General features: G+C 29.7%; 23 protein-coding genes and 1 other annotated feature. Of the genes, 19 read left to right on the top strand and 4 right to left on the bottom strand.

Translation table 11 applies throughout. From position 1 onward, the window contains the following. The first annotated feature begins 144 nt into the window (after positions 1 to 144). From V6137_RS06960 to V6137_RS06950, 3 genes are all read left to right on the top strand, one after another. Positions 145 to 1,299, top strand: a complete 1,155-nt coding sequence (locus tag V6137_RS06960) for an HD-GYP domain-containing protein (RefSeq protein WP_425447177.1) — start codon at positions 145 to 147, stop codon at positions 1,297 to 1,299. A 91-nt stretch (positions 1,300 to 1,390) separates the two neighbouring features. Next, positions 1,391 to 3,001, top strand: a complete 1,611-nt coding sequence (locus V6137_RS06955; RefSeq protein WP_425447176.1) for an S-layer homology domain-containing protein — start codon at positions 1,391 to 1,393, stop codon at positions 2,999 to 3,001. A 191-nt stretch (positions 3,002 to 3,192) separates the two neighbouring features. Beyond that, positions 3,193 to 4,149 carry an L-threonine 3-dehydrogenase gene (locus V6137_RS06950; protein WP_425447175.1) on the top strand — a complete coding sequence of 319 codons (957 nt, stop codon included), beginning with the start codon at positions 3,193 to 3,195 and terminating at the stop codon, positions 4,147 to 4,149. Between the two features lie 203 nt (positions 4,150 to 4,352). Here the strand turns inward: V6137_RS06950 and V6137_RS06945 are convergent, their stop codons facing one another. After that, entirely contained in the window at positions 4,353 to 5,210 is an 858-nt protein-coding gene (locus tag V6137_RS06945) for a glycosyltransferase (protein WP_425447174.1), read from the bottom strand. Positions 5,211 to 5,274: 64 nt separating this feature from the next. Further along, the gene (locus V6137_RS06940) at positions 5,275 to 6,078 is read right to left on the bottom strand and encodes a glycosyltransferase family 2 protein (RefSeq protein ID WP_425447173.1); all 804 of its coding nucleotides are present in this window, start codon (positions 6,076 to 6,078) and stop codon (positions 5,275 to 5,277) included. Between the two features lie 226 nt (positions 6,079 to 6,304). Between V6137_RS06940 and V6137_RS06935 the strand changes: the two genes are divergently transcribed. Continuing rightward, the gene (locus V6137_RS06935; protein ID WP_425447172.1) at positions 6,305 to 6,601 is read left to right on the top strand and encodes a putative Se/S carrier protein; all 297 of its coding nucleotides are present in this window, start codon (positions 6,305 to 6,307) and stop codon (positions 6,599 to 6,601) included. Here the strand turns inward: V6137_RS06935 and V6137_RS06930 are convergent. Next, positions 6,594 to 8,276, bottom strand: a complete 1,683-nt coding sequence (locus V6137_RS06930; protein WP_425447171.1) for a hypothetical protein — start codon at positions 8,274 to 8,276, stop codon at positions 6,594 to 6,596. The genes V6137_RS06935 and V6137_RS06930 overlap by 8 nt on opposite strands. Positions 8,277 to 8,480: 204 nt before the next feature. On the opposite strand from V6137_RS06930, the gene V6137_RS06925 reads away from it, so the two are divergent. After that, a complete protein-coding gene (locus tag V6137_RS06925; RefSeq protein WP_425447170.1) occupies positions 8,481 to 9,128 on the top strand; it encodes a hypothetical protein in 648 nt (215 codons plus the stop codon). Positions 9,129 to 9,157: 29 nt separating this feature from the next. Here V6137_RS06925 and V6137_RS06920 read toward each other — a convergent pair whose 3' ends face one another. Then, on the bottom strand, positions 9,158 to 9,931 hold the full coding sequence (locus V6137_RS06920; protein WP_425447169.1) for a CAP domain-containing protein: 774 nt from the start codon (positions 9,929 to 9,931) through the stop codon (positions 9,158 to 9,160). Positions 9,932 to 10,167: 236 nt separating this feature from the next. Between V6137_RS06920 and V6137_RS06915 the strand changes: the two genes are divergently transcribed. The 14 genes from V6137_RS06915 (at position 10,168) to sfsA (ending at position 24,044) form a co-directional block, all read left to right on the top strand. Further along, complete coding sequence (locus V6137_RS06915) at positions 10,168 to 10,617, top strand: RrF2 family transcriptional regulator (RefSeq protein ID WP_425447168.1); 450 nt, start codon at positions 10,168 to 10,170, stop codon at positions 10,615 to 10,617. 32 nt (positions 10,618 to 10,649) lie between these two features. After that, positions 10,650 to 11,822 (top strand): cysteine desulfurase NifS, encoded by a 1,173-nt coding sequence (gene nifS / locus V6137_RS06910; protein ID WP_425447167.1) that lies wholly within the window; start codon positions 10,650 to 10,652, stop codon positions 11,820 to 11,822. Position 11,823: 1 nt separating this feature from the next. After that, on the top strand, positions 11,824 to 12,246 hold the full coding sequence (gene nifU / locus V6137_RS06905) for a Fe-S cluster assembly scaffold protein NifU (RefSeq protein WP_425447166.1): 423 nt from the start codon (positions 11,824 to 11,826) through the stop codon (positions 12,244 to 12,246). A gap of 548 nt (positions 12,247 to 12,794) precedes the next feature. After that, entirely contained in the window at positions 12,795 to 13,883 is a 1,089-nt protein-coding gene (gene mnmA / locus V6137_RS06900) for a tRNA 2-thiouridine(34) synthase MnmA (protein WP_425447165.1), read from the top strand. A 138-nt stretch (positions 13,884 to 14,021) separates the two neighbouring features. Next, positions 14,022 to 14,558 carry a PRC-barrel domain-containing protein gene (locus tag V6137_RS06895; protein WP_425447164.1) on the top strand — a complete coding sequence of 179 codons (537 nt, stop codon included), beginning with the start codon at positions 14,022 to 14,024 and terminating at the stop codon, positions 14,556 to 14,558. Positions 14,559 to 14,608: 50 nt separating this feature from the next. Further along, complete coding sequence (locus tag V6137_RS06890) at positions 14,609 to 14,770, top strand: hypothetical protein (protein WP_425447163.1); 162 nt, start codon at positions 14,609 to 14,611, stop codon at positions 14,768 to 14,770. Positions 14,771 to 15,032: 262 nt separating this feature from the next. Continuing rightward, positions 15,033 to 16,211 carry an AI-2E family transporter gene (locus tag V6137_RS06885; protein ID WP_425447162.1) on the top strand — a complete coding sequence of 393 codons (1,179 nt, stop codon included), beginning with the start codon at positions 15,033 to 15,035 and terminating at the stop codon, positions 16,209 to 16,211. 60 nt (positions 16,212 to 16,271) lie between these two features. Continuing rightward, positions 16,272 to 16,473 (top strand) — a binding site (T-box leader). 61 nt (positions 16,474 to 16,534) lie between these two features. Beyond that, the gene (gene alaS / locus V6137_RS06880; RefSeq protein WP_425447161.1) at positions 16,535 to 19,177 is read left to right on the top strand and encodes an alanine--tRNA ligase; all 2,643 of its coding nucleotides are present in this window, start codon (positions 16,535 to 16,537) and stop codon (positions 19,175 to 19,177) included. 61 nt (positions 19,178 to 19,238) lie between these two features. Next, entirely contained in the window at positions 19,239 to 19,499 is a 261-nt protein-coding gene (locus V6137_RS06875; protein WP_425447160.1) for an IreB family regulatory phosphoprotein, read from the top strand. An 11-nt stretch (positions 19,500 to 19,510) separates the two neighbouring features. Continuing rightward, positions 19,511 to 21,640 (top strand): alkaline phosphatase family protein, encoded by a 2,130-nt coding sequence (locus tag V6137_RS06870; RefSeq protein ID WP_425447159.1) that lies wholly within the window; start codon positions 19,511 to 19,513, stop codon positions 21,638 to 21,640. A gap of 16 nt (positions 21,641 to 21,656) precedes the next feature. Continuing rightward, on the top strand, positions 21,657 to 22,607 hold the full coding sequence (locus V6137_RS06865) for an aldo/keto reductase (protein WP_425447158.1): 951 nt from the start codon (positions 21,657 to 21,659) through the stop codon (positions 22,605 to 22,607). A gap of 12 nt (positions 22,608 to 22,619) precedes the next feature. Then, positions 22,620 to 23,033 (top strand): Holliday junction resolvase RuvX, encoded by a 414-nt coding sequence (gene ruvX, locus V6137_RS06860; RefSeq protein ID WP_425447157.1) that lies wholly within the window; start codon positions 22,620 to 22,622, stop codon positions 23,031 to 23,033. A 12-nt stretch (positions 23,034 to 23,045) separates the two neighbouring features. Then, complete coding sequence (locus V6137_RS06855; RefSeq protein ID WP_425447156.1) at positions 23,046 to 23,303, top strand: DUF1292 domain-containing protein; 258 nt, start codon at positions 23,046 to 23,048, stop codon at positions 23,301 to 23,303. 45 nt (positions 23,304 to 23,348) lie between these two features. Beyond that, positions 23,349 to 24,044, top strand: coding sequence for a DNA/RNA nuclease SfsA (sfsA, locus tag V6137_RS06850; protein WP_425447155.1), 696 nt, complete (start codon positions 23,349 to 23,351; stop codon positions 24,042 to 24,044). The last annotated feature ends 187 nt before the right edge of the window (positions 24,045 to 24,231 follow it).

Below are 24,231 nucleotides of genomic sequence, written 5' to 3'. Positions count from 1 at the left end.
ATTCTTTATACGTTAAGAATATTGTAATACTACAATAAATAAAATGTCGAAAATAATAAACTATGGCTTTAAAATTAGTTATATAGTATAATTGTACTATATAATTATAGTACTTAAGTAATGTATTGACTAGAGATTATAGCATTGGAAGGTAGTGAAGGTATGAGATTAGTGCCCATTAATTGTGTAAGAGAGGGAACTAGATTAGGAAAAACAATTTACAATATAGAAGGTAGGGTTTTATTATCAAAGGATGTGAAGTTAACAGAAGGATTAATTAATAAAATAAGAGAAAATGGAATAATGTCTATATATATAAATGATGAATATAGTGATAGTGAAATAGAAGATGTTATTAAACCAGAAATACGCCAAAGAGCAATAAAAGTCACAAAGGATAATTTTAAAGGAATCGTAGATTCTAAGAAGAAAAATTTAAATAGAAAAAAAGCTATAGAAACCAAATACAAGTCTATGGAGCAAATAAAAGTATCTGTTAATCATATTTTAGATGATATGTTTAATAATAAAGATCTTTTTATAAATTTAGTGGATATAAAGAGTTATGATAATTATATATATGAACACTCTGTAAATGTAACAACATTAGCACTAGCCATAGGAATAGAACTTAATTTAGATAGGGATAAACTATTTAACCTAGCTGTGGGAACAATGTTACATGATGTGGGCAAAGTTCTTATATCAAAAGATATAGTTATGAAGAATAGGGAAGAACTTACTGAAGAAGAAAATGAAATAATTAAACATCATACTATAAATGGATATGAATATTTAAAGGATAGTATAAATATAAATGCCGTGTCTCGGATTATAGTATTGCAACATCATGAAAAACTAAATGGAACGGGATATCCAAATAAATTAAAAAATGAACAAATAAACCAGTTATCAAAAATAGTAGCCGTTGCAGATACCTATGATACTCTAACATCCCATACACCAAATAGACCAGGAATCTCTCCTAATGATGCTTTAGAATATATGATGGCCTATAGTGGAGTATACTTTGAATATAATATCATAAAGGCATTTATGAAACGGGTAATACCTTATCCTGTGGGCACTTTGGTGAAACTTAGTAATGGAGATTATGGGGTTGTAGATAGTGTTGTCCCTGACTTTCCATTAAGACCAAAGGTTAGGGTTATAAGACAGAAAGCTACTAGGATAGAACAATTAGATATTGACCTTATGAAAGAGCCTGGTATAACTATTAAAAGAATACAATATGAATCTCCCGATCTATCAGTACAGACTTATCTAAAAAATAAATAATAGAATAATTCATAATAGGTAATGTTCCCATATATTGTTCGTTGAAAAGGCACATAAAATCCCTTAATCTAATAAGGAAGGGGGATTTTATGTGAAGAAATATAGTATGGTAACTAAGATATTTTTAGCAATAATAGTTTTAACTATAATTATAACTTTAAACCAACCGAGAAAAATTGAAGCTAAGGCACAAAAATTTAATATGTCTTACTTATATTTTGGTAGTCCTGATAATTATATCGATAAAGTAGAGGTTACAGATGGTGCTGTTAAAGTTATATCTCCCAGTTATTTTGATCTAAATAGTGATGGCAGTTTGAAAATCACAGAAAAATTAGAAGAAGATTTTATAAAAGAGATGCATGACAGAAATATTAAAGTTATCCCTTTTTTAAGTAATCATTGGGATAGAGAGTTGGGAAGAAAAGCTTTAGAAGATAAAGAAAAACTAGCTAAGGAAATAGGTCAAGCTATTAGAGATTATGATTTAGATGGAGTAAATATTGATTTAGAAAATTTAACAGGTGCTGATAGGGATGAATATCTGGAGTTCACTAAGTTAGTAAAAAAACATTTACCTGAAGGCAAGGAATTATCGGTAGCAGTTGCAGCTAATCCCAATGGGTTAAAAGTGGGATGGCATGGTTCATATGACTATGAAAAACTTGGAGAGTATGCAGACTTTATTGTTATTATGGCATATGATGAAAGTTATTATGGTTCAGAACCAGGGGCTATAGCAAGTTATAGTTTTGTAGAAAAATCAATTAGATATGCCCTTGATAATGTTCCTAGGGAAAAAATAATACTAGGGATACCTCTTTATGGAAGATACTGGAGAGAGAATGATACAGTAGGTGGTAGGGGAATACATTTGACTAGTGTAAAAGACATAATAGAAGAGTATGATGGGATTATAGAGTTTGATCAAGAAAAGATGTCCCCTAAAGCCACATTTACCATAACAGAGGATAAACCATTTTATGTTTTTGGAAATGAATTAAAATCTGGTAAATATGAAATGTGGTATGAAGATAAACGTTCAATAAAAAGCAAACTACAATTGGCAGAAAAATATGATATAAGGGGAACGGCTACTTGGAGCTTAGGGCAAGAACTTCCCAACACTTGGGAATTTTTTAATCAATGGATAGATGATAATTATTTTGATGATATTAATAATCATTGGGCTAAGAAGGATATATTAGAAGTTTATAAGGAAGGTCTAATGATAGGTGTTAATGACAGGGAGTTTAGACCATCTAAGTCATTAACTAGAGCTCAAGCAGCAACTGCAATTGTTCGTATACTAGACTTGGAGAAGAAGAACAACATAGAACAATTTAGTGATGTGAAGAGGAATTATTGGGCTTATGATTCCATAATTATAGCCAAAGAGCATAAGATTATCGAAGGTATAGGTGATAATAACTTTATCCCGGATAAACCAATAAGTAGAGAAGAGATGGCAACAATATTAAATAGAATAATTGACATAGAAAATCAACAGGCTCATATTAACTTCACTGATATTAGCAATGATAGATGGTCATATGAAGCTATTGAAAATATGACATCAAATGAAATTTATAAAGGCTATCCAGATAATACCTTTAAACCAGAAAAAGAAATAACAAGGGGACAAATGGCAACGTTATTAAATCGAGTAAAAGAATATGTAGATATAAAGGCGACCCCATAAGGGTCGCTTATTTAGTAGAAATTTAAACTTTATTTAATAAATATTTGTTTTCGTTTTTAAAGTTCTAAAAATGTGTTATAATAATTAGTAGGTTTCTAATAGGAGTTTGAAAATGTTTGCATCCTTGAAATCTCAATTATTGTTGTACATAATAAGTTTTTATTTATAAAATAAAATTTGGAGGTGCAGGTATGAAAAAAATACTTATAACAGGGGCATTAGGACAGATAGGCTCAGAATTAACAATGAAAATGAGAGATATATATGGTAATGATAATGTAATAGCTAGTAGTAGAAGTGCTAAAGATGGATCAGAAAAGGTGGTTAAGGCAGGACCTTTTGAAATTGTAGATGTTACAAATCCACAACAAATAGCTGATGCAGTTAAAAAGCATAAAATAGACACAGTTATAAACTTAGCTGCTATTTTATCTGCCGTTGGAGAATCAAAGCCAAATCTAGCATGGGATGTAAATATGGGAGGTCTTGTCAACATACTAGAGGTTGCAAGGGAATTTAATACGGCAGTATTTACACCAAGTTCAATAGCTGCTTTTGGTCCAAACACTCCTAAGATTAACACTCCACAGGATACTATTCAAAGACCAACAACTATGTATGGTGTAACGAAAGTTTCTGGAGAAATTCTTTGTGATTATTACCATCAAAAATTTGGGGTTGATACAAGGGGAGTACGTTTCCCAGGTCTTATCTCTTACGAAACTCTTCCCGGTGGAGGAACTACTGACTATGCAGTAGAAATTTATTACAAGGCTATAGAGGAAGGAAAGTTTGTTTGTCCATTAAGCAAAGATACTAGAATGGACATGATGTATATGCCAGATGCCCTTGATGCTATTATTAACTTAGCAGAAGCAGATGGATCAAAACTTGAACATAGAAATGCCTTTAATGTTACAGCTATGAGCTTCACACCAGAAGATATATTTGCATCAATTAAAAAGCAAATGCCTGACTTTGAAATGACTTATGATGTAAATGATACATTACAAAATATAGCAGATTCATGGCCAGATGCATTAGATGACAGTGCTGCAAGAAAAGAGTGGAACTGGAATCCTAAGTATGACCTAGATGCCATGACTAAGGATATGCTTGAAAAATTAAAAATTAAATTAGGTAAATAAATTATAAGCGACCAGTTTTAATCTGGTCGCTTTTTGTGTGTACTTTTTCCAGCACTCTGTACAGAACAAAGAAATGTCAAAGGGACCATTGTTCTTACATTTAATAACATAAAACTATTTAAAAAGACAATAAACATTATCAATGTCGCTATTTGACTATTACCCAGGCAATAAACCTATATTATAAACTTAAGATAGCTAGTCTATAAATTATTATTATCAGCATAGGATATATAATCATCAGTGTTTGTAATAATACTACAATGTTTTTGTAACAATTGTTTATCACTTATTCTCCAAGTATGTGTAGTTTTAGATTGATATCTTATATACACATGATTATATTTACTTGTAGAATATATTTTTATTCCCCGTCTATTACAGTCTCTGCAGAATTTAACATCTTCAGCAGTATTCACATTATGGAACTTAATATTATTAAATATTTCTTTATTAAAGACTAGTGTTGAACCATTAATAAACTTAACAAAGCGATGTTCAAGACCAGGTGTTCTAAGAGCTAATATTTTACTACTTTTAAAATATACAATAGTGGTACCTTTTCCCACTACGTGGCAGTTTTTTTTCTTAAGTGCATCTATTGATTCGATTAAGTAATCGGGAGAATAGTAATCATCATCATCAAACTTTGCTATTATATTATATTTGGACTTATTGATTCCATAATTCAGACATTCTCCTAAAGACTTGTTTGCACTTAACTGAAAAATCTTGATATTATCATAGGATTTAGCCCTTTCTTTCCATTTATTGATATCAATTTTATTTGTGTTTAGCACTATAATTAATTCTTTTTTTTCAATTTTTTGTCTAGTGAAATTATTAAAAACATTATTTATAAACCAATCTTTTTTTGTACAAGTTATAATTGATACACCATTGGTATCCTTTTTTTCATTACTAGTACTAGATCTTTTTTTCTTAGTATATTTTTTATAAGTTTTATTTACTGGAGGTCTTACGTCTTTAGGCTTTGAAGAATAAAGGGGGTTAGTATTAAATGGGATTTCTTTTTTTATAATAATATCTTTACTGGGCAAAATTTTACCTCCTTTCAGGAAGATGGTAACTAGGCATTAAGAATTTGCATATCAAAGTCTATTGCTATTTTGTGACGTAGTTTTTGTAATTTTCTATTTTTCCTATGACATCACATAATTTCATATAGTAATCATCGGTTATACCCCAGGTATGGTTATGGGTTGAGCCATGTCTTATATATACATGATTGTATTTATCGGTGGAATAGATTTTTATTCCATTATCATAACAATCTTTACAAAATTGCACATCTTCTCCTAGAGATTTATTACTAAATTTTATTTTATCCAATATACGTTTTTTCATAATTAGTGTAGGTCCTTCTACTCTATAGACATATTTATTTTCCCGGCGAGGATTTCTTATTGCTAGTTTTTTATTTTTTTTAAAGTAGACATATGTGGTGGATTTCCCAATAACATCGGCATCGGTATACTCAAAGACCTTGATAGATTCAGATAAATATTTTGGAGAATAATAATCATCATCATCAAATTTGGCTATTATATTATACTCAGATTCTTTAATTCCAAAGTTTAAGCATTCACCTAATGAAATATTTTCATCTAGTTTAAATATTTTGAATTCTTCTATATCTTTAAAGTAATCTTTCCATCGTTCTAGTTCTAAAGAGTTTTTATTTAGTACTATTATTAATTCCTTACTATTATATATTTGGCTTTTATAATTATTTAATATATTTTCCATATAGTCAAGTCTATTGGTACAAGTAATTATTGAAACACCATTAGGTCTAAAATTTGATCTTTTATATTGTCCTTTAGAGTATTTTAGTTTTGAAGTGCCACTAATAGATTTATTTACCGGGTTTTTGATCATATTATTTTTGTAGAATTCTAAAGGCAAGATATTTCCTCCTTTCATTGGTAGATAAGGTTATTGTATTTATTTGTTGATACTATAAATATATGTAACGGAGGATAATAATGATATATGTAGGGGTTCAATATATTTATTAATTTATAAAAAATCAATATTTCTAAACAATAGAAAAATGTTACACATAATTATGTGTAACATTTTTTTTTATTTATAATATATTGATATAAAGAGTTAAAAGGGAGGAGATAGGGTGAAGTATAAAGCTTTTAATAATAAACAATATTATTTGGCTGTATTTAATTCTAAAAATCATGCTATATTATTATATTATAAGCTTGAAAAAAAGGGTTATAACAATTTTTTGTTGGTATCTACACCATGTAAAATAAAAGGTGGTTGCAGTTATTCAATAAAATTTAATAACCTTAAAGATTTAGAACAATTAAAGGTGGAAACAAATAATTATAAAACACCCATAGGTAGCATCTACTTTGTAGAAAGAAAAGACGGCAAAAATCACATAAAAGAAATAGAAGAGATTATTTAAACATATTAATTATACGCTGTATAATATTTTTTTTAGAATTGGTTTCAATCTCTTTTTTCATTTGGTCAATATAGTCTTGTATATTAGATAAGTCCAGTTTTTCATCGCTGTGTTGCTGTTTTAATTGTGATAATAATGTTGAAAATTCAACTGTTTTATCATTATATTGAGATATCAAGTCCTCCAATGTGTTTAGTTGATTAGTTATTTCGTTAAGTGAATTTTTATTATTAAATATACTTTCCTCTAGAGTTTTTGAGTTTCTATAAATTGAATTGTATATTTGTTTCTTTAAAAGCTCCATGTTTTTATGCTCTAATAATATTCCTTCGAGATCAGACTCTATATTTTCAATAAAATTTTTAATATTACTGTCATTAATATTACTAAATTTATCAACTATTGATATATCGTCAGAACTATATGCAGGCTCATCATTAGTGTAAAAGGATACAGAAGTAGTATTATTATATCCGTCAATGTTTTCTTCTGTAGAGTTTTTATTTATATTATTTCTTACATTATTTAAAATAAAGGTATCCTTTGGATAAAAGTCATCTGGTGGAGAAGATGGGTTATTATTTTTCTGAGAAAAAGGCCCCATATGTAAATCACTAGACTCTATATTTGAAGTATGGGGTAATTGTGAAAAAAAATTATATAGTGTTATTTTTTTCTCTATATTACCATATAAATGTCTTACTTTTGCCCTCATCCTATCTCCAGTAAAATTAGAAATATATCGTATAAAATTAGAATTATCTATAGATATGTTACTAGAGATATCTTCTTTATTCCAGTTATCACCATAATCGTGGGAAGACAAACATTTTAAAATATTGTTTTGTCTGAATAATATTTTTAGAGTTCCTTGGTTTTCAAAAATAATAGGATGGCTGTTATTACCATTAAAATTAGGGAGACTTATATTCTGCCATTTTGATTTACCGTTTGTTATATAGTGTAATTTTTTGTATACAAGTTTTAGATTGCTATTGTTTAATATGGACCAAACTAAATGGGCATTTTCTTTGTTATCGATAAAGAAATAGGGATGTAGATTACTATTTTTAGAATCCGATATTTGTTTTGGAGATTTATCCCATTTGCGTATAAAAGAATTAAATTTTATGTGGTATATATCTTCTTCATCATAGGATTTGCTTTTATAAACCATATGTATATTTTCATTTTTATCATTTTCTACGTAAAAAGGACTCATAAATTGTCCGGGAGTTAGGGTTATTACATTTCTTTTTTGCCATTTTTCCTTTAGGTTACAAATATGGTCTATAGTCCAAATATTTTTATTGAGAAAATTACAATAACTATAGAATATATGAATGGTTTTGTTTATTATTTTTAAGGTTAAGTATTTATAAGAGTTTGACTTTATATTTAATTTAGTTAATTCCTTCTTTACCCAATTTTTATTGGAGTAAATACCATAAATAAGGTTTCCTTCTTTGGAAATAAATATTATATGAATTCTATCTTTAGTATCAATATCAATAGAAAAATCCAAAACATATTCTCCGAAGTTACGGACTTCTTTTTGATGTCCAGTGGAATCATAAAGACTGTAAGTCAATTTATTGTTACCAGATAAGTGAAATCTATAGTAATTACCATCAGAAATTCTAATTAGATAACTTTGTTTTGAATAGATACTCATAAGCACACCTCCCACAACAGTTCACAAAAACACCTATATTCCATATTATGATGTATAGAGGCATATTATAACGACTTGATAGAAAATATAGGTCATTTATATATTTATATAAATTTTAAAAATTTTTTCACCAAATAGAAACTTCTTCATAAGATAAAAGTAAAGATATTTTTATAATATTAATTAAAAAGAGGGGGAAATATTATGAACAATGGATATAATGATCCAAGTCCAGGCGAACCTTTTACACCTGAAGATTTAAGCTATATAACAGAATCAGTTTGTATAATAACTGATAAAGTATATGCTCATTGTCAGCAGCGTGAGTGTTTTACAGATATACAAGTGGACTTAGGAGCTGACTGCGGAACTGTAAATAGAGATAGCATAAGATTTAAAGAAGGATTTATAGTTGATGGAACACTGAATGTTACAGATATTACCAATAGACCAAACTTTAAAAGGGTTAGGTTTACATTAAGAATACCATTTGAAATTACAACCAGTGAAGGGGACGTTATAGAGGGGTTCTTACCGGATATACTTAAAGATATAGTATTGTTTATACCACCAGCAAGAGATGAATTTGACTTTAGAATAGTAGTGGAAACAAGCTCAGAAGTTTTAACTGATCCTATTCAAAGTAATTGTATAGTTAATTTCCCAGTAGGAGTATTTATTATAGTTAAAGTAGTAGGAAGGGTTCAACTACTAATACCAGCATTTGGATTCTGCCCAACTCCACCGGCATGCGAAGAATTTAGTCCTGATGGAGATGTGTGTGAAGAATTTGAGTATCAAGAGTTTCCAGATTTCTTCCCACCACAATTTGAAGATATTTATCCAGAATAATAGAAAGAGGGGAAAACCCCTCTTTCTTGCTATTTTTGAATAAAGACTTCAGTGTAATAGTTTCCTTTAATACCTATCCCAATATGAGTGAAATTAGGGTTTAAAATATTAGCTCTATGGCCTTCTGAGTTCATAAAGCCATTATGGGCTCTATATACACTATAAGTTCTCCCTATGTTCTCTCCAGAACGTATGTATTTTACCCCTTTTTCTCTAATTAAGGAATATGTTTTTCCAAAGGTAGGGGAAGTGTGGGAGAAATAGTTATTGTTATACATATCTTCAGATTTTGTTTGTGCCACTTCAAATAAAGTTTTGTCTATCTTTAGAGGATTTAGTCCTCTTTTTTCCCTTTCTTGATTAATCAAATCTAATAAAATACGTTCTTTAGTTGATATTTGTAACTGGGAATCTTGGTTGATTTCATTGTTATTATTAGCATTAGATTCCCCGTCGGGACTTATGCTATAGGATTTATTTTTAGCATCATTTAGGGAATAGCTTTTAGAACCATAGCTGTAGGGGTTATAGGACTTTATATAATAGGAGTTAGAGTTTATATTCTGATTATTATTTGGGATAGTAACTTTATTTTCTTTTTTATTGGTGTCTTCTATTATTGTATTTTTATTGTTATCTTCATTTATAGAGTTTTCAATAGTAGTGTTTCTTTTAATACTATACCCATAGGAATTTGAATAGTCATTATTATCTATAACTATGTCGGCTAAGGCTATGGTATTTGAGGATATTAACACCAACGATCCCGTGATTAAACCTAATATTTTCTTTTTATTTGTCAATATAATCATCTCCCTGTTAAATAATATGTTACAAATATTTAAATTCAATAAAAATTTGTTAAAACCTTTATGTAATATTTACTGATAAAGGAGTTTATTAGTAGTACTATGGACATAATATTGATAGAAAAATTATAAATATAAAATTATATTGAATGTTGACAGGAATACTAGGGTATATTATACTTAAGATTGAAAACCAACTATTTTAGTAGGGATTGTAAAGAGGTGATAAAATGAAACTGTCTACTAAAGGGCGATACGGTCTCAAGGCCATGTTTGAATTGGCCCTTCACTATGGCAAAGGTCCAATACCATTAAAAAATATAGCAGATAGTCAGAGAATCTCGGAACACTACTTAGAGCAATTAATAGCTACATTAAGGAAAAATGGCTTAGTAAATAGTGTAAGAGGTGCCCAAGGAGGGTATATGTTAAGTGAAAAACCTGACAATATCACAGTGGGACAAATAATAAGAGTTTTGGAAGGGTCCATAGCTCCATCAGACTGTGTTGCTGATGATGAAGATTTGACCTGTAACAGAGAGAAGCAGTGCGTTACAAAAATAGTTTGGGAGAAGATTAGAGACAGTATAAATGAAGTTATAGACTCTATAACTCTTCAAGATATGGTTGATGATCATGAAAGACTTAATAATGATAGAGGCTATATGTATTATATTTAAATATATTGTTATAATGAGGAGGGAAACCAATAATGAATGTTTATATGGATAATGCTGCTACCACTGCAGTTAAAAAAGAAGTATTAGATGAAATGATACCTTTTTTTACAGAGAAGTATGGGAATGCTTCTAGCATCTATAGATTAGGAAGGGAATCGAAAAAGGCTTTAGATCAATCAAGGAATAAAATTGCTAATATATTAGGTGCAGATCCAAAGGAATTGTACTTTACATCAGGCGGAAGTGAAGCTGACAACTGGGCAATAAAGGGTGTTGCTTTAGCAAATAGAAATAAAGGAAATCATATTATTACTACAAAGATAGAGCACCATGCAGTACTACATGCCTGTGAATATTTAGAAAAAAATGGTTTTGAGGTTACTTATTTAGATGTAGATGAAGATGGACTTATTAATCTAGATGAGTTGAAAGGTGCAATAACGGATCAAACTATTTTAATTACGATAATGTATGCAAATAATGAAATAGGAACTATACAACCTATAAATGAAATAGGTGAAATAGCCAAAGAAAATAATATATATTTCCATACCGATGCTGTTCAAGCAATAGGAAATATTGAGATAGACGTTAAAGATTTAAATGTGGACTTGTTATCGATTTCAGCTCATAAATTCCATGGACCAAAGGGAGTAGGGGCTTTATATATAAGAAAAGGAGTTAAGATACATCCTTATATCCATGGAGGGGCTCAAGAAAAAAATAGAAGAGCAGGGACTGAAAATGTTGCATCAATAGTAGGTATGGCTAAAGCTATTGAGTTAGCATATGAAAATTTAGAAGAACATAATAATCATGTTATGAGACTAAGGGATAAACTAATAAAAGATGTAATGGATAAAATTAGTCATGTTAGATTAAATGGCCATTCACAAAAGAGATTGCCGGGAAATGTAAACTTTTCCTTTGAGTTTATAGAGGGAGAGGCCCTATTATTGAGTTTAGATATGGTAGGTATAGCTGGATCAAGTGGGTCTGCTTGTACATCTGGATCACTGGATCCTTCCCATGTATTACTGGCAATAGGACTACCCCATGGAATAGCCCATGGCTCTTTAAGACTTTCTCTAAGTGATTTTAATACAGAGGAAGAAGTAGATTATGTAGTGGAAAACCTTATCACAATAGTTGATAGATTAAGGCAAATGTCACCACTATATGAAAATGTAAAGGAGGAGAAATAATATGTATTCTGAAAAGGTTATGGATCATTTTACTAATCCAAGAAATGTTGGAGAAATTGAAAATGCCGATGGTGTGGGTCAAGTAGGTAATGCCAAATGTGGAGATATAATGAAGATATATTTAAAAATAGATGATAATATTATTACCGATGTGAAATTTAAGACATTTGGATGTGGTTCGGCTATAGCATCATCAAGTATGGCAACAGAGATGATAAAGGGCAAGACTATTGATGAGGCTTTAGCAGTTACAAATAAAGCTGTTGCAGAAGCTCTAGATGGATTACCAGCAATAAAAATGCACTGTTCAGTACTTGCAGAACAGGCAGTTAAATCAGCTTTATATGACTATGCTAAAAAGAATAACATAGAGATTGAAGGCTTAGAAGACTTTGATCCAAATGAAGATGTTCACGAACATTAATCCACTTAAAATCAAAGAATAAATAATAGAGAATAAAGAATAGATAAAGTGACCTTCGACTGAAGTCGAAGCTACTTTAAATTAAAGAAGAAAGAAGAAAAAATATAGGTAAGCTGGGCTTCCCTATGTGTAAGGACAGGGCATGCCCTGTCCGGTGCTATTTAAGCTACTGTTTTACAGTAGCTTTTGTTGTGGAAGGAAGTTGATTTTTATAAAAAATTCATATCAACTATGTATATTTTATGTAGGGCCTAAATATATTCAGGCTAGTTTTAAAGCATATAGTATAGAACGATAATAAAATTTAGTTGCTGGGGGATTCGTAATCCCACAGCTTATTGAAAAGTATAGTATTTTGCACAATAGGTCTTCTAGAAGAAGACTTAAAAGATTCAATATATTGAATCCCTACGTATATTATTGTGTTATAAAATTCCGGCACAGAGCATGGAAGTGCCAAAGACACTCCTATTCTCTAAAATTATTAATTGAAAAACTAATAAAATAGTGATAAATTAAATATATTAAAGAAGTTTAGAGGTGAAAATATGGACAAAAGAAAAGTTGTAATTGGAATGAGCGGAGGAGTGGATAGTTCTGTAGCTGCTTATCTACTAAAGGAACAAGGTTATGATGTAATTGGAGTTACAATGCAGATTTGGGAGGAAAAAGATCCAAATAGAAAAGAACGGGAAGGCGGTTGCTGTTCTTTATCAGCTGTTGATGACGCTAGAATGGTGGCTAATAAATTAGATATTCCCCATTATGTAATGAATTTTAAAGATATCTTTAAAAAGAAAGTTGTAGATTATTTTATAGATGAATATGGAGTAGGTAGAACACCAAATCCATGTATAGCATGTAATAGATATATAAAGTTTGAAGAATTATTAAGAAGGGCCAATATGTTAGGCGCCTATTATGTATCCACTGGACACTATGCAAAAATAATCTATAATGAAAAAAATGGTAGATATTTACTTAAAAAATCTGAAACAGTAGGTAAGGATCAGACATATGCACTGTATAATATGACACAGGAGCAATTAAAACATACATTAATGCCCCTTAGTAACTTTGATACTAAGGAAGAGGTAAGGGATATTGCAAAAAAACTAGATCTTATTGTTGCTGATAAGCCTGATAGCCAAGAAATTTGTTTTGTTGAAGATAATAATTACGGAAAGTTTATAGAAGAAAAGGCAACCTATGACATTAGACCTGGTAACTTTGTAGACACAAAGGGTAATATTGTAGGGAAGCATAAGGGAATAACTAATTATACCATTGGGCAAAGAAAGGGATTAGGACTAGCTTTAGGAAAGCCAGTGTATGTTGTAGATATAGATCCGAAGAAAAATATAGTAGTTGTTGGAGATAATGATGAAGTGTTTCAAAAAAAATTAATAGCCAATGATATTAACTTAATATCGATAGAAAAACTCACAGAACCCATAAAAATTAAAGGGAAAATAAGGTATAATTTTACTGAACAACCTGCAACTGTATATCCTATAAATGATAATGAAGTTGAAGTTGTTTTTGATAAACCAGTTAGAGCAGTTACTCCAGGACAATCGGTGGTATTTTATGATAATGATATCTTAGTCGGTGGAGGAACTATAATAAAAAAATAGTTTATATTAATAAAAATAAGTGAAATAATAATATATATATAGTTTTATTTTAGCATATCAACAAAGTGAATAAAATCGCCTTAACTGTCAATTCTCAATTGTCCACTGTCAACTATAACAAAAAGGAGAGTTTTAAATGTGAAAAGGGAAAGTGAAGTTGTTGGTCTTCCAGTAATCAATAAACTAGATGGCAGTAAAATAGCTACTATTAAGAAAGTTATTTATTCAAAAAACAAATTTAGGATTTTAGCTTTTTTAGTTGAAGAGAGCTCCTTCTTTAAAGAAGCTAAAATAATTGAATATAAAAATATTGATAAAATAGGAATAGATGCTGTTATGGTGAGTTCAAGAAATATAATTATTAAAGCAGATACTATTCCAGAGATAGATACACTCCTCAAAAACAAACAAGAAATAATGGGAGAACAGGTTTTAACAGAAAACGGTGAAAGCATAGGTTGGATTCAAGATATAGTGTTTGACCATGATAGTGGAAAAATATTTGGATTTATGTTAACCGATGGGATAATTCAAGATATTAAAGACGGTAGAAACGTTCTTCCATATATTAAAGGAATAAAATTTGGAGATGAAGCCTTAATAATTGATGATAATATAAAGGGTCAATTTGATAGAAATAAGGAAAACTTCAAAAAACTTCTAGAATTAGAATAGGAAAAAATAAACACAATAGTAGTATAGACATCAAAAAAGGAGTGAATATAATGAGAAGTAGGTTTATGTCTGGAATAGTAACAGGTAGTTTAATTGGAATAACAGCTGGAATGTATGCTGCGTCTAGAATGAGTCCAAGACAACGAAGAAAGGTTATGAAAACCAGTAGAAGAATGTTAGACAATGTTGTGGATGGTATAGGTTTATTTTAATAGGCAGCAATGCTAGATTTTACAAATTACTAATATATTCGTGATTAATTACTAAAAAATTTACAATCTATTAGCTATTGATGAATCTCTAATCTATTTATTAATTATTGATGAATTTCCAATTTATTTATTAGCCATTTGGGATTCTCAAGCCATTTATTAGGGATTATTAATTCATTTATTAAGGATTATTAATTCATTTATTAGTTGTTGGGGGATTCTTAATCCCCCAACCATTATAATAAGAGAAAGGGGGTAAATAATGGAGTATTTTATTAATTTATTATCATACTTAAAAATTATATTTATAGTGAGTTTACTTGGTTTATTAATTTATTTTCTTGTTAATATCGGGAATAAATTTTTAGATGAGGAAAAGAAGTTTAGAATAACTAAAAAACATATTACATATTTTTTATTAACATTATTAGGACTAGCCACTTTTTACTATTTATTCTTTGCCTCTTCCATAATGAGTGAAATAATGGGACCGGTGATAACATCTATCGTTTTTGCTTATTTATTAAATCCTTTAATTAATTTTTTAGAAAACAAAGGTTTAAAAAGACTATGGGGAGTTTTATTGGTTTATGTTATTTTAATAGTGGCAATAATACTGATATCAGTATCCATATTTCCTAAAGTAGCTGGTGAGTTGCAAAATCTTATTAAGATGTTACCTGATTATTTTGAAGATATGTCTGTTTTCTTTAAAAATATATACGAAGATTATTCTAAAAATCTAGATAAGTTACCAGAAGAGTTCCAAAGTATAAATGAAGTAATAAGAGAAAATTTTGATAGATTACAAAACTATTTAGTTTCGTCATTTAAATCTATAACGTCATCTATTATAAATATGTTCTCGAAGATAATTAGCTTTATAATAATACCTGTACTAACATTTTATTTTCTTAAAGATAAGGATTTCTTTAAAAAGAAAATTATATTAACTATACCTAAAAATATGAGAAATGAAACCATAAGAATATCAAGGGAAATAGATGGAGTGTTAGGAAAGTTTATAAGGGGACAATTAATAGTAGCTACATTTGTAGGAATAAATACTGCTATTGGTCTTTTGATTATAGGAGTAGACTTTGCTTTAACAATAGGATTAATAGCTGGAATGGCAAATGTAATACCTTATTTTGGACCTATAATAGGTATATTTCCCGCATTAACCTTTGCCTTATTGGATGATCCAATAAAGGGAATATGGGTTATATTATTGTTTATACTGGTACAGCAAATAGAATCAAATATATTATCACCTAAAATAGTTGGAGAGAGTGTTGGATTGCATCCAGTTATTGTCATAATATCGTTGATAATAGGAGGAAATGTACTAGGTATATTAGGAATGCTATTAGCCGTGCCAGTGGCGGCTATAATAAGAATTATAACTTCCTTTGTTGTTGAAAAATTAACTAAGGTATAGAATATTGACAAGTTATAAAATTTTAAATATAATCCATATATATATTATTAATTGAATAACTTAAACGCTATGAAGGGAAATAGTAAATATATATAATCTTACAGAGAGAGTATCCTAGGCTGGAAGATACTTAGAGGAGTATATTGAAGCAGTCCTCGAGCTTGAATCTTGAAAAGTTAGTAGAGATTCACGGATAATCCGTTATATTTAAGAGAGACTATTTTGTAAATAGGGTGGTACCGCGGTAAAACTCGTCCCTAACCTTTTGGGGCGGGTTTTTTGTATTTAAAATTAATTTATTTATATATAAGGAGTGATTTAAGATGAAGAAATTAGGATTACATGAAATAAGAAAGGAATTTCTTGATTTTTTTAAGGAGAAAGACCATCTAGTGGCACCAAGTTATTCATTAGTTCCTGCAAATGATAAAAGCTTATTATTAATAAATGCAGGTATGGCCCCTTTAAAACCATATTTTATTGGTACAGAGACTCCACCAAAGGATAGAATGTCTACATGTCAAAAATGTGTTAGGACAGGGGATATAGAAAATGTAGGTGTAACCTCAAGGCACGGTACATTTTTTGAAATGTTAGGAAATTTTTCCTTTGGAGATTACTTTAAAGAAGAAGCTATAGCATGGGCTTGGGAGTTTATGACAGAAAGGCTAGATATACCAGAGGATAAGCTTTGGGTTACCGTATATAAAGATGATGATGAGGCATATAATATATGGAAAGATAATATAAAAATAAATAAGGATAGAATAGTTAGACTGGGTAAAGAAGACAACTTCTGGGGTCTAGAGGTTGGACCATGTGGACCTTGCTCTGAAATATATATTGATAGAGGAGAAAAATATGGATGTGAAAAAGAAGATTGTCTACCGGGATGTGACGATTGTGAGAGATATGTAGAAGTCTGGAACTTAGTTTTCTCCCAGTATGATAAGGATAAGGAAGGTAATTATTCTCCTCTTCCTAAACCAAATATTGATACAGGAATGGGACTTGAAAGAATAGCTACCGTGCTACAGGGGACTGAAAATATATTTGAAATAGAACCTATTAAATCTATATTAGAAGAAGTTGAGAGTATAAGCGGTAAAGAATATAAAAATAATGATAAAGATGATATGTCCATAAGGGTAATAACAGACCATGTTAGGGCTACCACATTTTTAGTGTCGGATGGAGTAATACCTAGCAACGAAGGTAGAGGATATGTACTTAGAAGACTTATTAGAAGAGCAGCTAGGCATGGTAAATTGTTAGGGGTAAAGGGACACTTTTTAAATAAATTATCTGAAAAAGTAATAGAGCTGTGGAAAGAAGTGTATCCTGAAATAGAAGAACGAAAGAAACAAATAAAGAAAGTTATAAAGGTAGAAGAGGAGAAATTCCAAGAAACTATAGATCAAGGTATTAATATATTAGATGAATATATTGAAGATATGAAAAAAAATGACAGTAAAGTTTTATCGGGAGTTAAGGCATTTAAACTTTATGACACCTATGGTTTTCCCCTTGATTTAACTAAGGAGATAATAAAAGAGCAACAGCTAGATGTTAATGAAGAGGAATTTAATAACGAAATGGAAAAGCAAAGGCAAAGGGCTAGAAGGGCAAGACAAGAGGGAGATAATAGTGCATGGAATAAGGATAGTATTTTAGATATCCATATTAATGAAAAAGTAGAGTTTAGGGGATATAATACATTAGAAGTAAACTCTAAAGTTTTGACTATAATCAAAAATGATAATAAAGTAGATGAAATATATGAAGGTGATGAGGGAATAGTAATATTAGATAAGACTCCATTTTATGGTGAAAGTGGAGGGCAAGTTGGAGATACTGGAACGATAAATAATGAAAGTTTCAAAGGAGAAGTTCTTGATACTAAGAAAACCGGTAATAATATAATACTTCACTTTATAAAGGTCTTGGAAGGTAGTATTAAAATAGGGGAAAAAGTTAATGCTATAGTAAATGATAATAAAAGGATGGCTATTGCTAGAAATCACTCAGCTACCCATCTAATCCATAAAGCTTTAAAGGAGATAGTAGGAGAACATGTTAATCAGGCAGGGTCCCTTGTCTTACCCGACAAATTAAGGTTTGACTTTACTCATTTTGAAGGGCTAACAAAGGATGAAATAAAAAAAGTAGAAAAAAGAGTAAATGATATGATTTTATTGGGACTTAAAGTTGAGACTATAGAAACAAATATAGATGAGGCTAAAAAAATAGGTGCTACTGCATTATTTGATGAAAAATACGGAGATAATGTAAGGGTAGTAAAAATAGGAGATTATAGTAAGGAACTTTGTGGGGGTACCCATGTACCAAATTCAAGTAATATTGGCTTATTTAAAATAGTAAGTGAGTCTGGAATCGCTTCAGGGGTTAGAAGAATCGAAGCTATAACTGGAGGAGAAGTATATAAGCATATGTTAAATATGGAAAAGCAGATTGAGAATATTTCGGATACCTTAAAGTCTAATAAAAAAGATGTGGTTGATAAAGTTAAATCTTTAAGTGATGATAATAAAAAACTACAAAAAGATATAGAAAAATTAAAATCAAAATTAGCATCATCGAAATTAGATGATATAATAAAAGAGAAGTACGTAGTAGAGGGTGTAAATGTTATATCAAAAAAAGTTGATGGAATTGATGTAAATGGATTAAGACAGTTGGGTGATAAGTTAAAGGATGCCATGGATTCTGTATTAATTGTTTTGGGTACCCAAAACGGAAATAAAGTAAACTTTGTAACTATGGCAACAAAGGACTTAGTTACTAAAGGTATCCATGCAGGAAATATAATAAGAGAAGTGGCTAAGATAACTGGTGGTGGTGGCGGCGGCCGACCAGATATGGCCCAAGCAGGAGGTAAAGATCCATCAAAGATAGAAGAGGCACTTTCAAAAGTAGATGGTTTGATTAAATCTCAAATAAAATAAGTTGTTGGGGGAGCTATAATCCCCCAATCAATTAATATTTAATATAATAGGGGGTATTTTAATGTCTGGTGTTTCAAATGAAACTATGAAGTTTAAAGTGGAGAAAGAAAATGTAAATGAGGCTAAGGAAATAATATTTAATGTTTACAAATCTTTAGAGGAAAAGGGGTATAACCCCATTAATCAAATGATAGGATATATACTATCAGGGGACCCTACATATATAACAAGCTATAATAATGCTAGAAGCTTGATTAGAAAGCTAGAAAGAGATGAGCTATTAGAAGAATTACTAAAAAATTATTTAAAAACACAAGAATAGGAGAGGTATAGTTGAAACTTGTTAAACGAAGTATAATAGTAATGATACTATTTATGTTATTATTTCCCTTTATAGGTTCAAAAGGATTTGCTAGTGATGCTTTAAAAGATAAAAAAGTATATATGATAATTGCCAATGGTCTTAGTCTAAAGGATATAGATTACATGAATAATCTAAAAAAAATTATAAACAAGGGTTCTATAGGACTAATGAATACTAGAGGTGTGCTAGGATATGATAAAAAAGATGGTTATATTACTATAAACACTTCAAATAAATCACTGGTAAATGATGATACTATGAAGTTTATTGAGCTTAATAATAAGAATTTGGATGATATAGAGGGAAATATAGTAAATATAAAGTTTAACAAGTTAATACTATTAAATAATAAGTCTGATTACACCTCTTTTATAGGTGCTTTAGGTAAAAATCTTCATGATAGTGGATATAAAACAGCAGTATTTGGTAATTCAGATACTGCTGACCTTATTGTTAGAACTAATTGCTTAATTGCAATGGATGAAAATGGATTTATAGATTATGGAGAAATCGATAATATTTTAGAAAATAATTTTAATTATCCTTATAAGTTAAAAACAAATTATAATAAGTTACTTTCTGAAATTGAAAAATATAAAAATAAGGTGTCACTTTCAGTTATTGAAAGTGGTGATTTAAATAGGTTACATACATATAGTAAGAGGTTAACAACTAAAGAGTTTCTAGAATATCGTAAAAAAATAATTAATGATATTGATAATTTTATAGGGAATTTTATAAAAAAAATTGATAAAAGTAACTCATTGGTTTTCATAGTAAGTCCCAATAGACCCAGTAGTGAAATAGATGTTAGTAAATTGTCCCCATTAATTATTTTCGGCGATAAAATAGATAGGGGGATTTTGACATCTAGTACTACAAGACGGGAAGGCTTAGTTTCCAATATGGATATTGGACCTACTATAACTGGATATTTGAGAGCATCTGATAAACATTTTGTTGGACGGAGTATTTATGATGTTGATAAAGTTAATAATCTTCAATATATAAAAAAGTTAAATGCCAGAACTAACATAGTTTCAAATCTAAGGGGAAAAATTTTAAGAGGTTATACTATGCTAGTTATGATTTTTATTACAATAGGTATTATAATTTTAGTTAATAAGAAATTATATAAAAATAAAATGATAAAATACTATAAAATGTTTTTATTAGTTATATTATCTTTGCCCAGTATATTATTAGTTAATGGGTTACTAGAGGTACCTAACAAGTTTTACTTTATTATATATACTTTATTAATCCTTTTTGGATATTTAGTCCTTTTACATATTTTAAAGATAAAAGAGCAACTATTATTAACTCTATCTATTAGTTTGTTATTAATAATTTTAGATATAATATTATCAGGGGATATGATAAAGTTTTCTGTATTGGGTTATGATCCCATAATTGGAGCTAGATATTTTGGAATTGGAAATGAACTTGTAGGTGTATTATTGGGGACATTGCCCTTAGTATGTGGTATTCTTATAGATAAGTTAAATAGAGTTATATATTCATTAATATTATTATTCATAACAGTAGTTATAGTTGCAAGCCCCAGATTAGGGGCAAATCTTGGTGGGACCATTTCTATTACCTTCTGTGGATTGATATTTACTATTAAAGCTTTAAATATTAAAATAAGTGGAAAAAAAATAATACTTGGAGTAGCAATAGTATTTATTATTTTAAATTTAATGGTTGTTGTTGATATATATATAAACAATAATAGTCCTTCCCATTTAGGGAGAACCATATTGATGATTAAAGAAAAAGGCATTTTTTACATTATAAATATAATGATTAGAAAAATGAAAGTGAACATAAGACTTATAAAGGTATCTATGTGGTCTAATACCTTATATTTTTTGATTTTAACTATGTCAACATTATTATTTGTATTTAAAGATAAAATTAAAAAGTTATTAATGGTAAAAAAATATTTAGCAATAGGATTAATAAGTGGTGTGCTAGGGAGTTTAGTAGGACTATTGGTTAATGACTCTGGAATTGTTTTATCATCTATAGCAAATGTTTTTATAACAACTAGCATAATATATGTTATAATGTGTGATAGAAATAGAGTCATTTAGCTAAGGATGTGATACATTGAAAACTGAAATAATGGGAAATACAGGTATTGAAGTCTCTAGGTTATGTTTTGGATCTTTGACCTTAAGTCCATTGCAAGCAAATTTATCCCCAATTGACGGGGCCAAATTAATTAAGTATGCCTTTGATAAAGGGATTAACTTTATAGATACCGCCGAACTTTATAATAATTATATACATATTAATCATGCTCTTAGGGAAATAAAAAGAAAAGAGTTTGTTATAGCTACAAAATCCTATTCCTATTCAGAAGAAACAGCAAAGAAAAGTTTAGAGAAAGCGCTAACAGAGTTAGATACTGATTATATAGATATATTTCTATTACATGAACAGGAAAGTCAACATACAATAAAAGGTCATTATGAAGCGATAGAATATTTTTTAAAAGCTAAGGAAAAGGGAATAATAAGAGCATTGGGAATATCTACTCATAAAATAGAAGGAGTAGAGGCTGCTAATAAATATAATGAAATTGAAATTATTCATCCAATAGTAAATAAGTCTGGACTGGGAATACAGGATGGAAATATAAATGAAATGTTAGAGGCTATTAAAGTAGCATATAATAAAGGCAAGGGGATATATGGTATGAAACCTTTAGGGGGAGGACACCTTATAAATAGTGTAGAAGAAGCCTTTAATTTTGTAAGGGATATACCATATATTCATTCCATAGCTATAGGTATGCAATCCTTTGATGAAATAGATGGTAATATAAGTTTAATAAATACAGGAAAAATACCAGATAATATTAAAAAGCGTATAGGAACTAAAAAAAGATCACTACATATAGCTGATTGGTGCATAGGTTGTGGTCAATGTGTTGATGTTTGTAACCACGGAGGCATACAAATACTAGGCAATAAGGCCAAGCCAGTATATGATAAATGTGTTTTTTGTGGTTATTGTGCTAAAAGTTGTCCAGAATTTTGTATAAAGGTAATTTAAATGGAGGTAACTATGGAAAGAATTATGGGTTTAGATGTAGGAGATAAAACAATAGGAGTGGCTATCAGTGATCCCTTAGGATTAACAGCTCAAGGAATAACTACAATAAGACGTAAGGGATTAAAATACGATTTAGAACAATTAGAAGAGATAATAAATAGTTATGAAGTTAATACTATAGTAGTGGGGTTACCGAAAAATATGAATAACACAATAGGTCCCCAGGGAGAAAAAGTATTAAAGTTTGTTGATCAGTTAAAAGAAGCTTTTAAGTTAGAAATTAATCTACAAGATGAAAGGTTGACAACAGTTTCAGCCCAAAGGGCATTGATAGATGCCGATATGAGTAGAAAAAAAAGAAAACAGGTTGTAGACAAAGTGGCTGCAACATATATATTGCAGTCTTATTTAGAAAAAATCGATTAGGAGTGGTAAGTTATGGCTAAAAATGAAGATATAATATTATTGATAGATGAAAATGGAAAAGAGCAGGAGTTTGAAGTTATGGCTACATTTGAAGTAGACGATAGGGACTATGCTGTATTATTTCCAGTAGATGAAAATGATGAAGAAGCATATATCCTAAGGATTGAATCAGATGACAATGGAGAACCAATACTTGTTAATATTGAGGACCAATCGGAGTTTGATGATGTAGTTGCAGCATATGAGGCAATAGCTGAAGAAATTATTTGATAATTTATTAATAAATTGGGTATCTAATCTGTGGAGTGATAATTTATGGACATAAAAGGACATATACTAGAAGCCTATTTTGTAAAAAGGATTAATAGATTTGTGGCTGAAATTGAAGTCAATGGTAAAATAGAAATTAGTCACGTTCCCAATACAGGTAGAATGAAAGAGTTACTAGTAAAGGGAGTAAAAGTACTTGTTAGACTTGTTGACGATATAAAGAGAAAAACTAAGTATGACCTTCTTATGGTATATCATAATAACATATTAGTTTCCATAGATTCTAAGTTACCCAATTATCTTCTTTATCAAGGTTTTAAAGAAAGGGACTTAAAATTTTGGGGAAATTATGATATAGTTAAAAAAGAGGTTACATATGGAAACAGTAGAATTGACATTGGACTTATAGGAAAAAATGGGAATACACTTATTGAGGCAAAGTGTGTAACTTTAGTAGAAAATGGTGTTGCCAAGTTTCCCGATGCCCCAACAAAGAGGGGAACAAAACATATTAATGAATTAATACATGCAAATAGAAAAGGAATAAATACAGGTGTTATATTTGTTATACAGAGACAGGATGCTAATACTTTTATGCCTAACTGGGACATGGATAAAGAATTTTCCCAGGCACTAGTAAAGGCTTATAATGAAGGAGTCATTATAAAGGCCCTAGTATGTAGTGTAAAAAAAGATAGTATTTCATTAACCCATGAAATAAATGTTAATTTTGAAGTGTAGTGTGTAGATATCAGAAGTTTCGCATCTCAAAAATTTTAATGGGCGATAGCCCTTGGATTCACAAGATTAGATTAAGATAAGGTAGAAATCAATAAATTCCTATTTTTACTGGAAATTTTGAAATAAATCTTTACAAAATAAAAGCATCCTTTTACAATAGAATTTGCGAAAAACCACGTAAAAGGAT

Origin of the sequence: Dethiothermospora halolimnae (assembly GCF_037577855.1) — a bacterium.
Lineage (GTDB): Bacteria > Bacillota > Clostridia > Tissierellales > VENL01 > Dethiothermospora > Dethiothermospora halolimnae.
The sequence above is the reverse complement of the archived record's forward strand: the minus strand, read 5'-3'. Positions and strand labels throughout refer to the sequence as shown.

Bases quoted from the DNA above. Each gene is read 5' to 3' on its own strand.
- V6137_RS06950 (WP_425447175.1), top strand. From the start codon at position 3,193: ATGAAAAAAATACTTATAACAGGGGCATTAGGACAGATAGGCTCAGAA.
- V6137_RS06930 (WP_425447171.1), bottom strand. From the start codon at position 8,276: ATGAGTATCTATTCAAAACAAAGTTATCTAATTAGAATTTCTGATGGT.
- V6137_RS06925 (WP_425447170.1), top strand. From the start codon at position 8,481: ATGAACAATGGATATAATGATCCAAGTCCAGGCGAACCTTTTACACCT.
- V6137_RS06915 (WP_425447168.1), top strand. From the start codon at position 10,168: ATGAAACTGTCTACTAAAGGGCGATACGGTCTCAAGGCCATGTTTGAA.
- nifS (WP_425447167.1), top strand. From the start codon at position 10,650: ATGAATGTTTATATGGATAATGCTGCTACCACTGCAGTTAAAAAAGAA.
- nifU (WP_425447166.1), top strand. From the start codon at position 11,824: ATGTATTCTGAAAAGGTTATGGATCATTTTACTAATCCAAGAAATGTT.
- mnmA (WP_425447165.1), top strand. From the start codon at position 12,795: ATGGACAAAAGAAAAGTTGTAATTGGAATGAGCGGAGGAGTGGATAGT.
- V6137_RS06890 (WP_425447163.1), top strand. From the start codon at position 14,609: ATGAGAAGTAGGTTTATGTCTGGAATAGTAACAGGTAGTTTAATTGGA.
- V6137_RS06885 (WP_425447162.1), top strand. From the start codon at position 15,033: ATGGAGTATTTTATTAATTTATTATCATACTTAAAAATTATATTTATA.
- alaS (WP_425447161.1), top strand. From the start codon at position 16,535: ATGAAGAAATTAGGATTACATGAAATAAGAAAGGAATTTCTTGATTTT.
- V6137_RS06875 (WP_425447160.1), top strand. From the start codon at position 19,239: ATGTCTGGTGTTTCAAATGAAACTATGAAGTTTAAAGTGGAGAAAGAA.
- ruvX (WP_425447157.1), top strand. From the start codon at position 22,620: ATGGAAAGAATTATGGGTTTAGATGTAGGAGATAAAACAATAGGAGTG.
- V6137_RS06855 (WP_425447156.1), top strand. From the start codon at position 23,046: ATGGCTAAAAATGAAGATATAATATTATTGATAGATGAAAATGGAAAA.
- sfsA (WP_425447155.1), top strand. From the start codon at position 23,349: ATGGACATAAAAGGACATATACTAGAAGCCTATTTTGTAAAAAGGATT.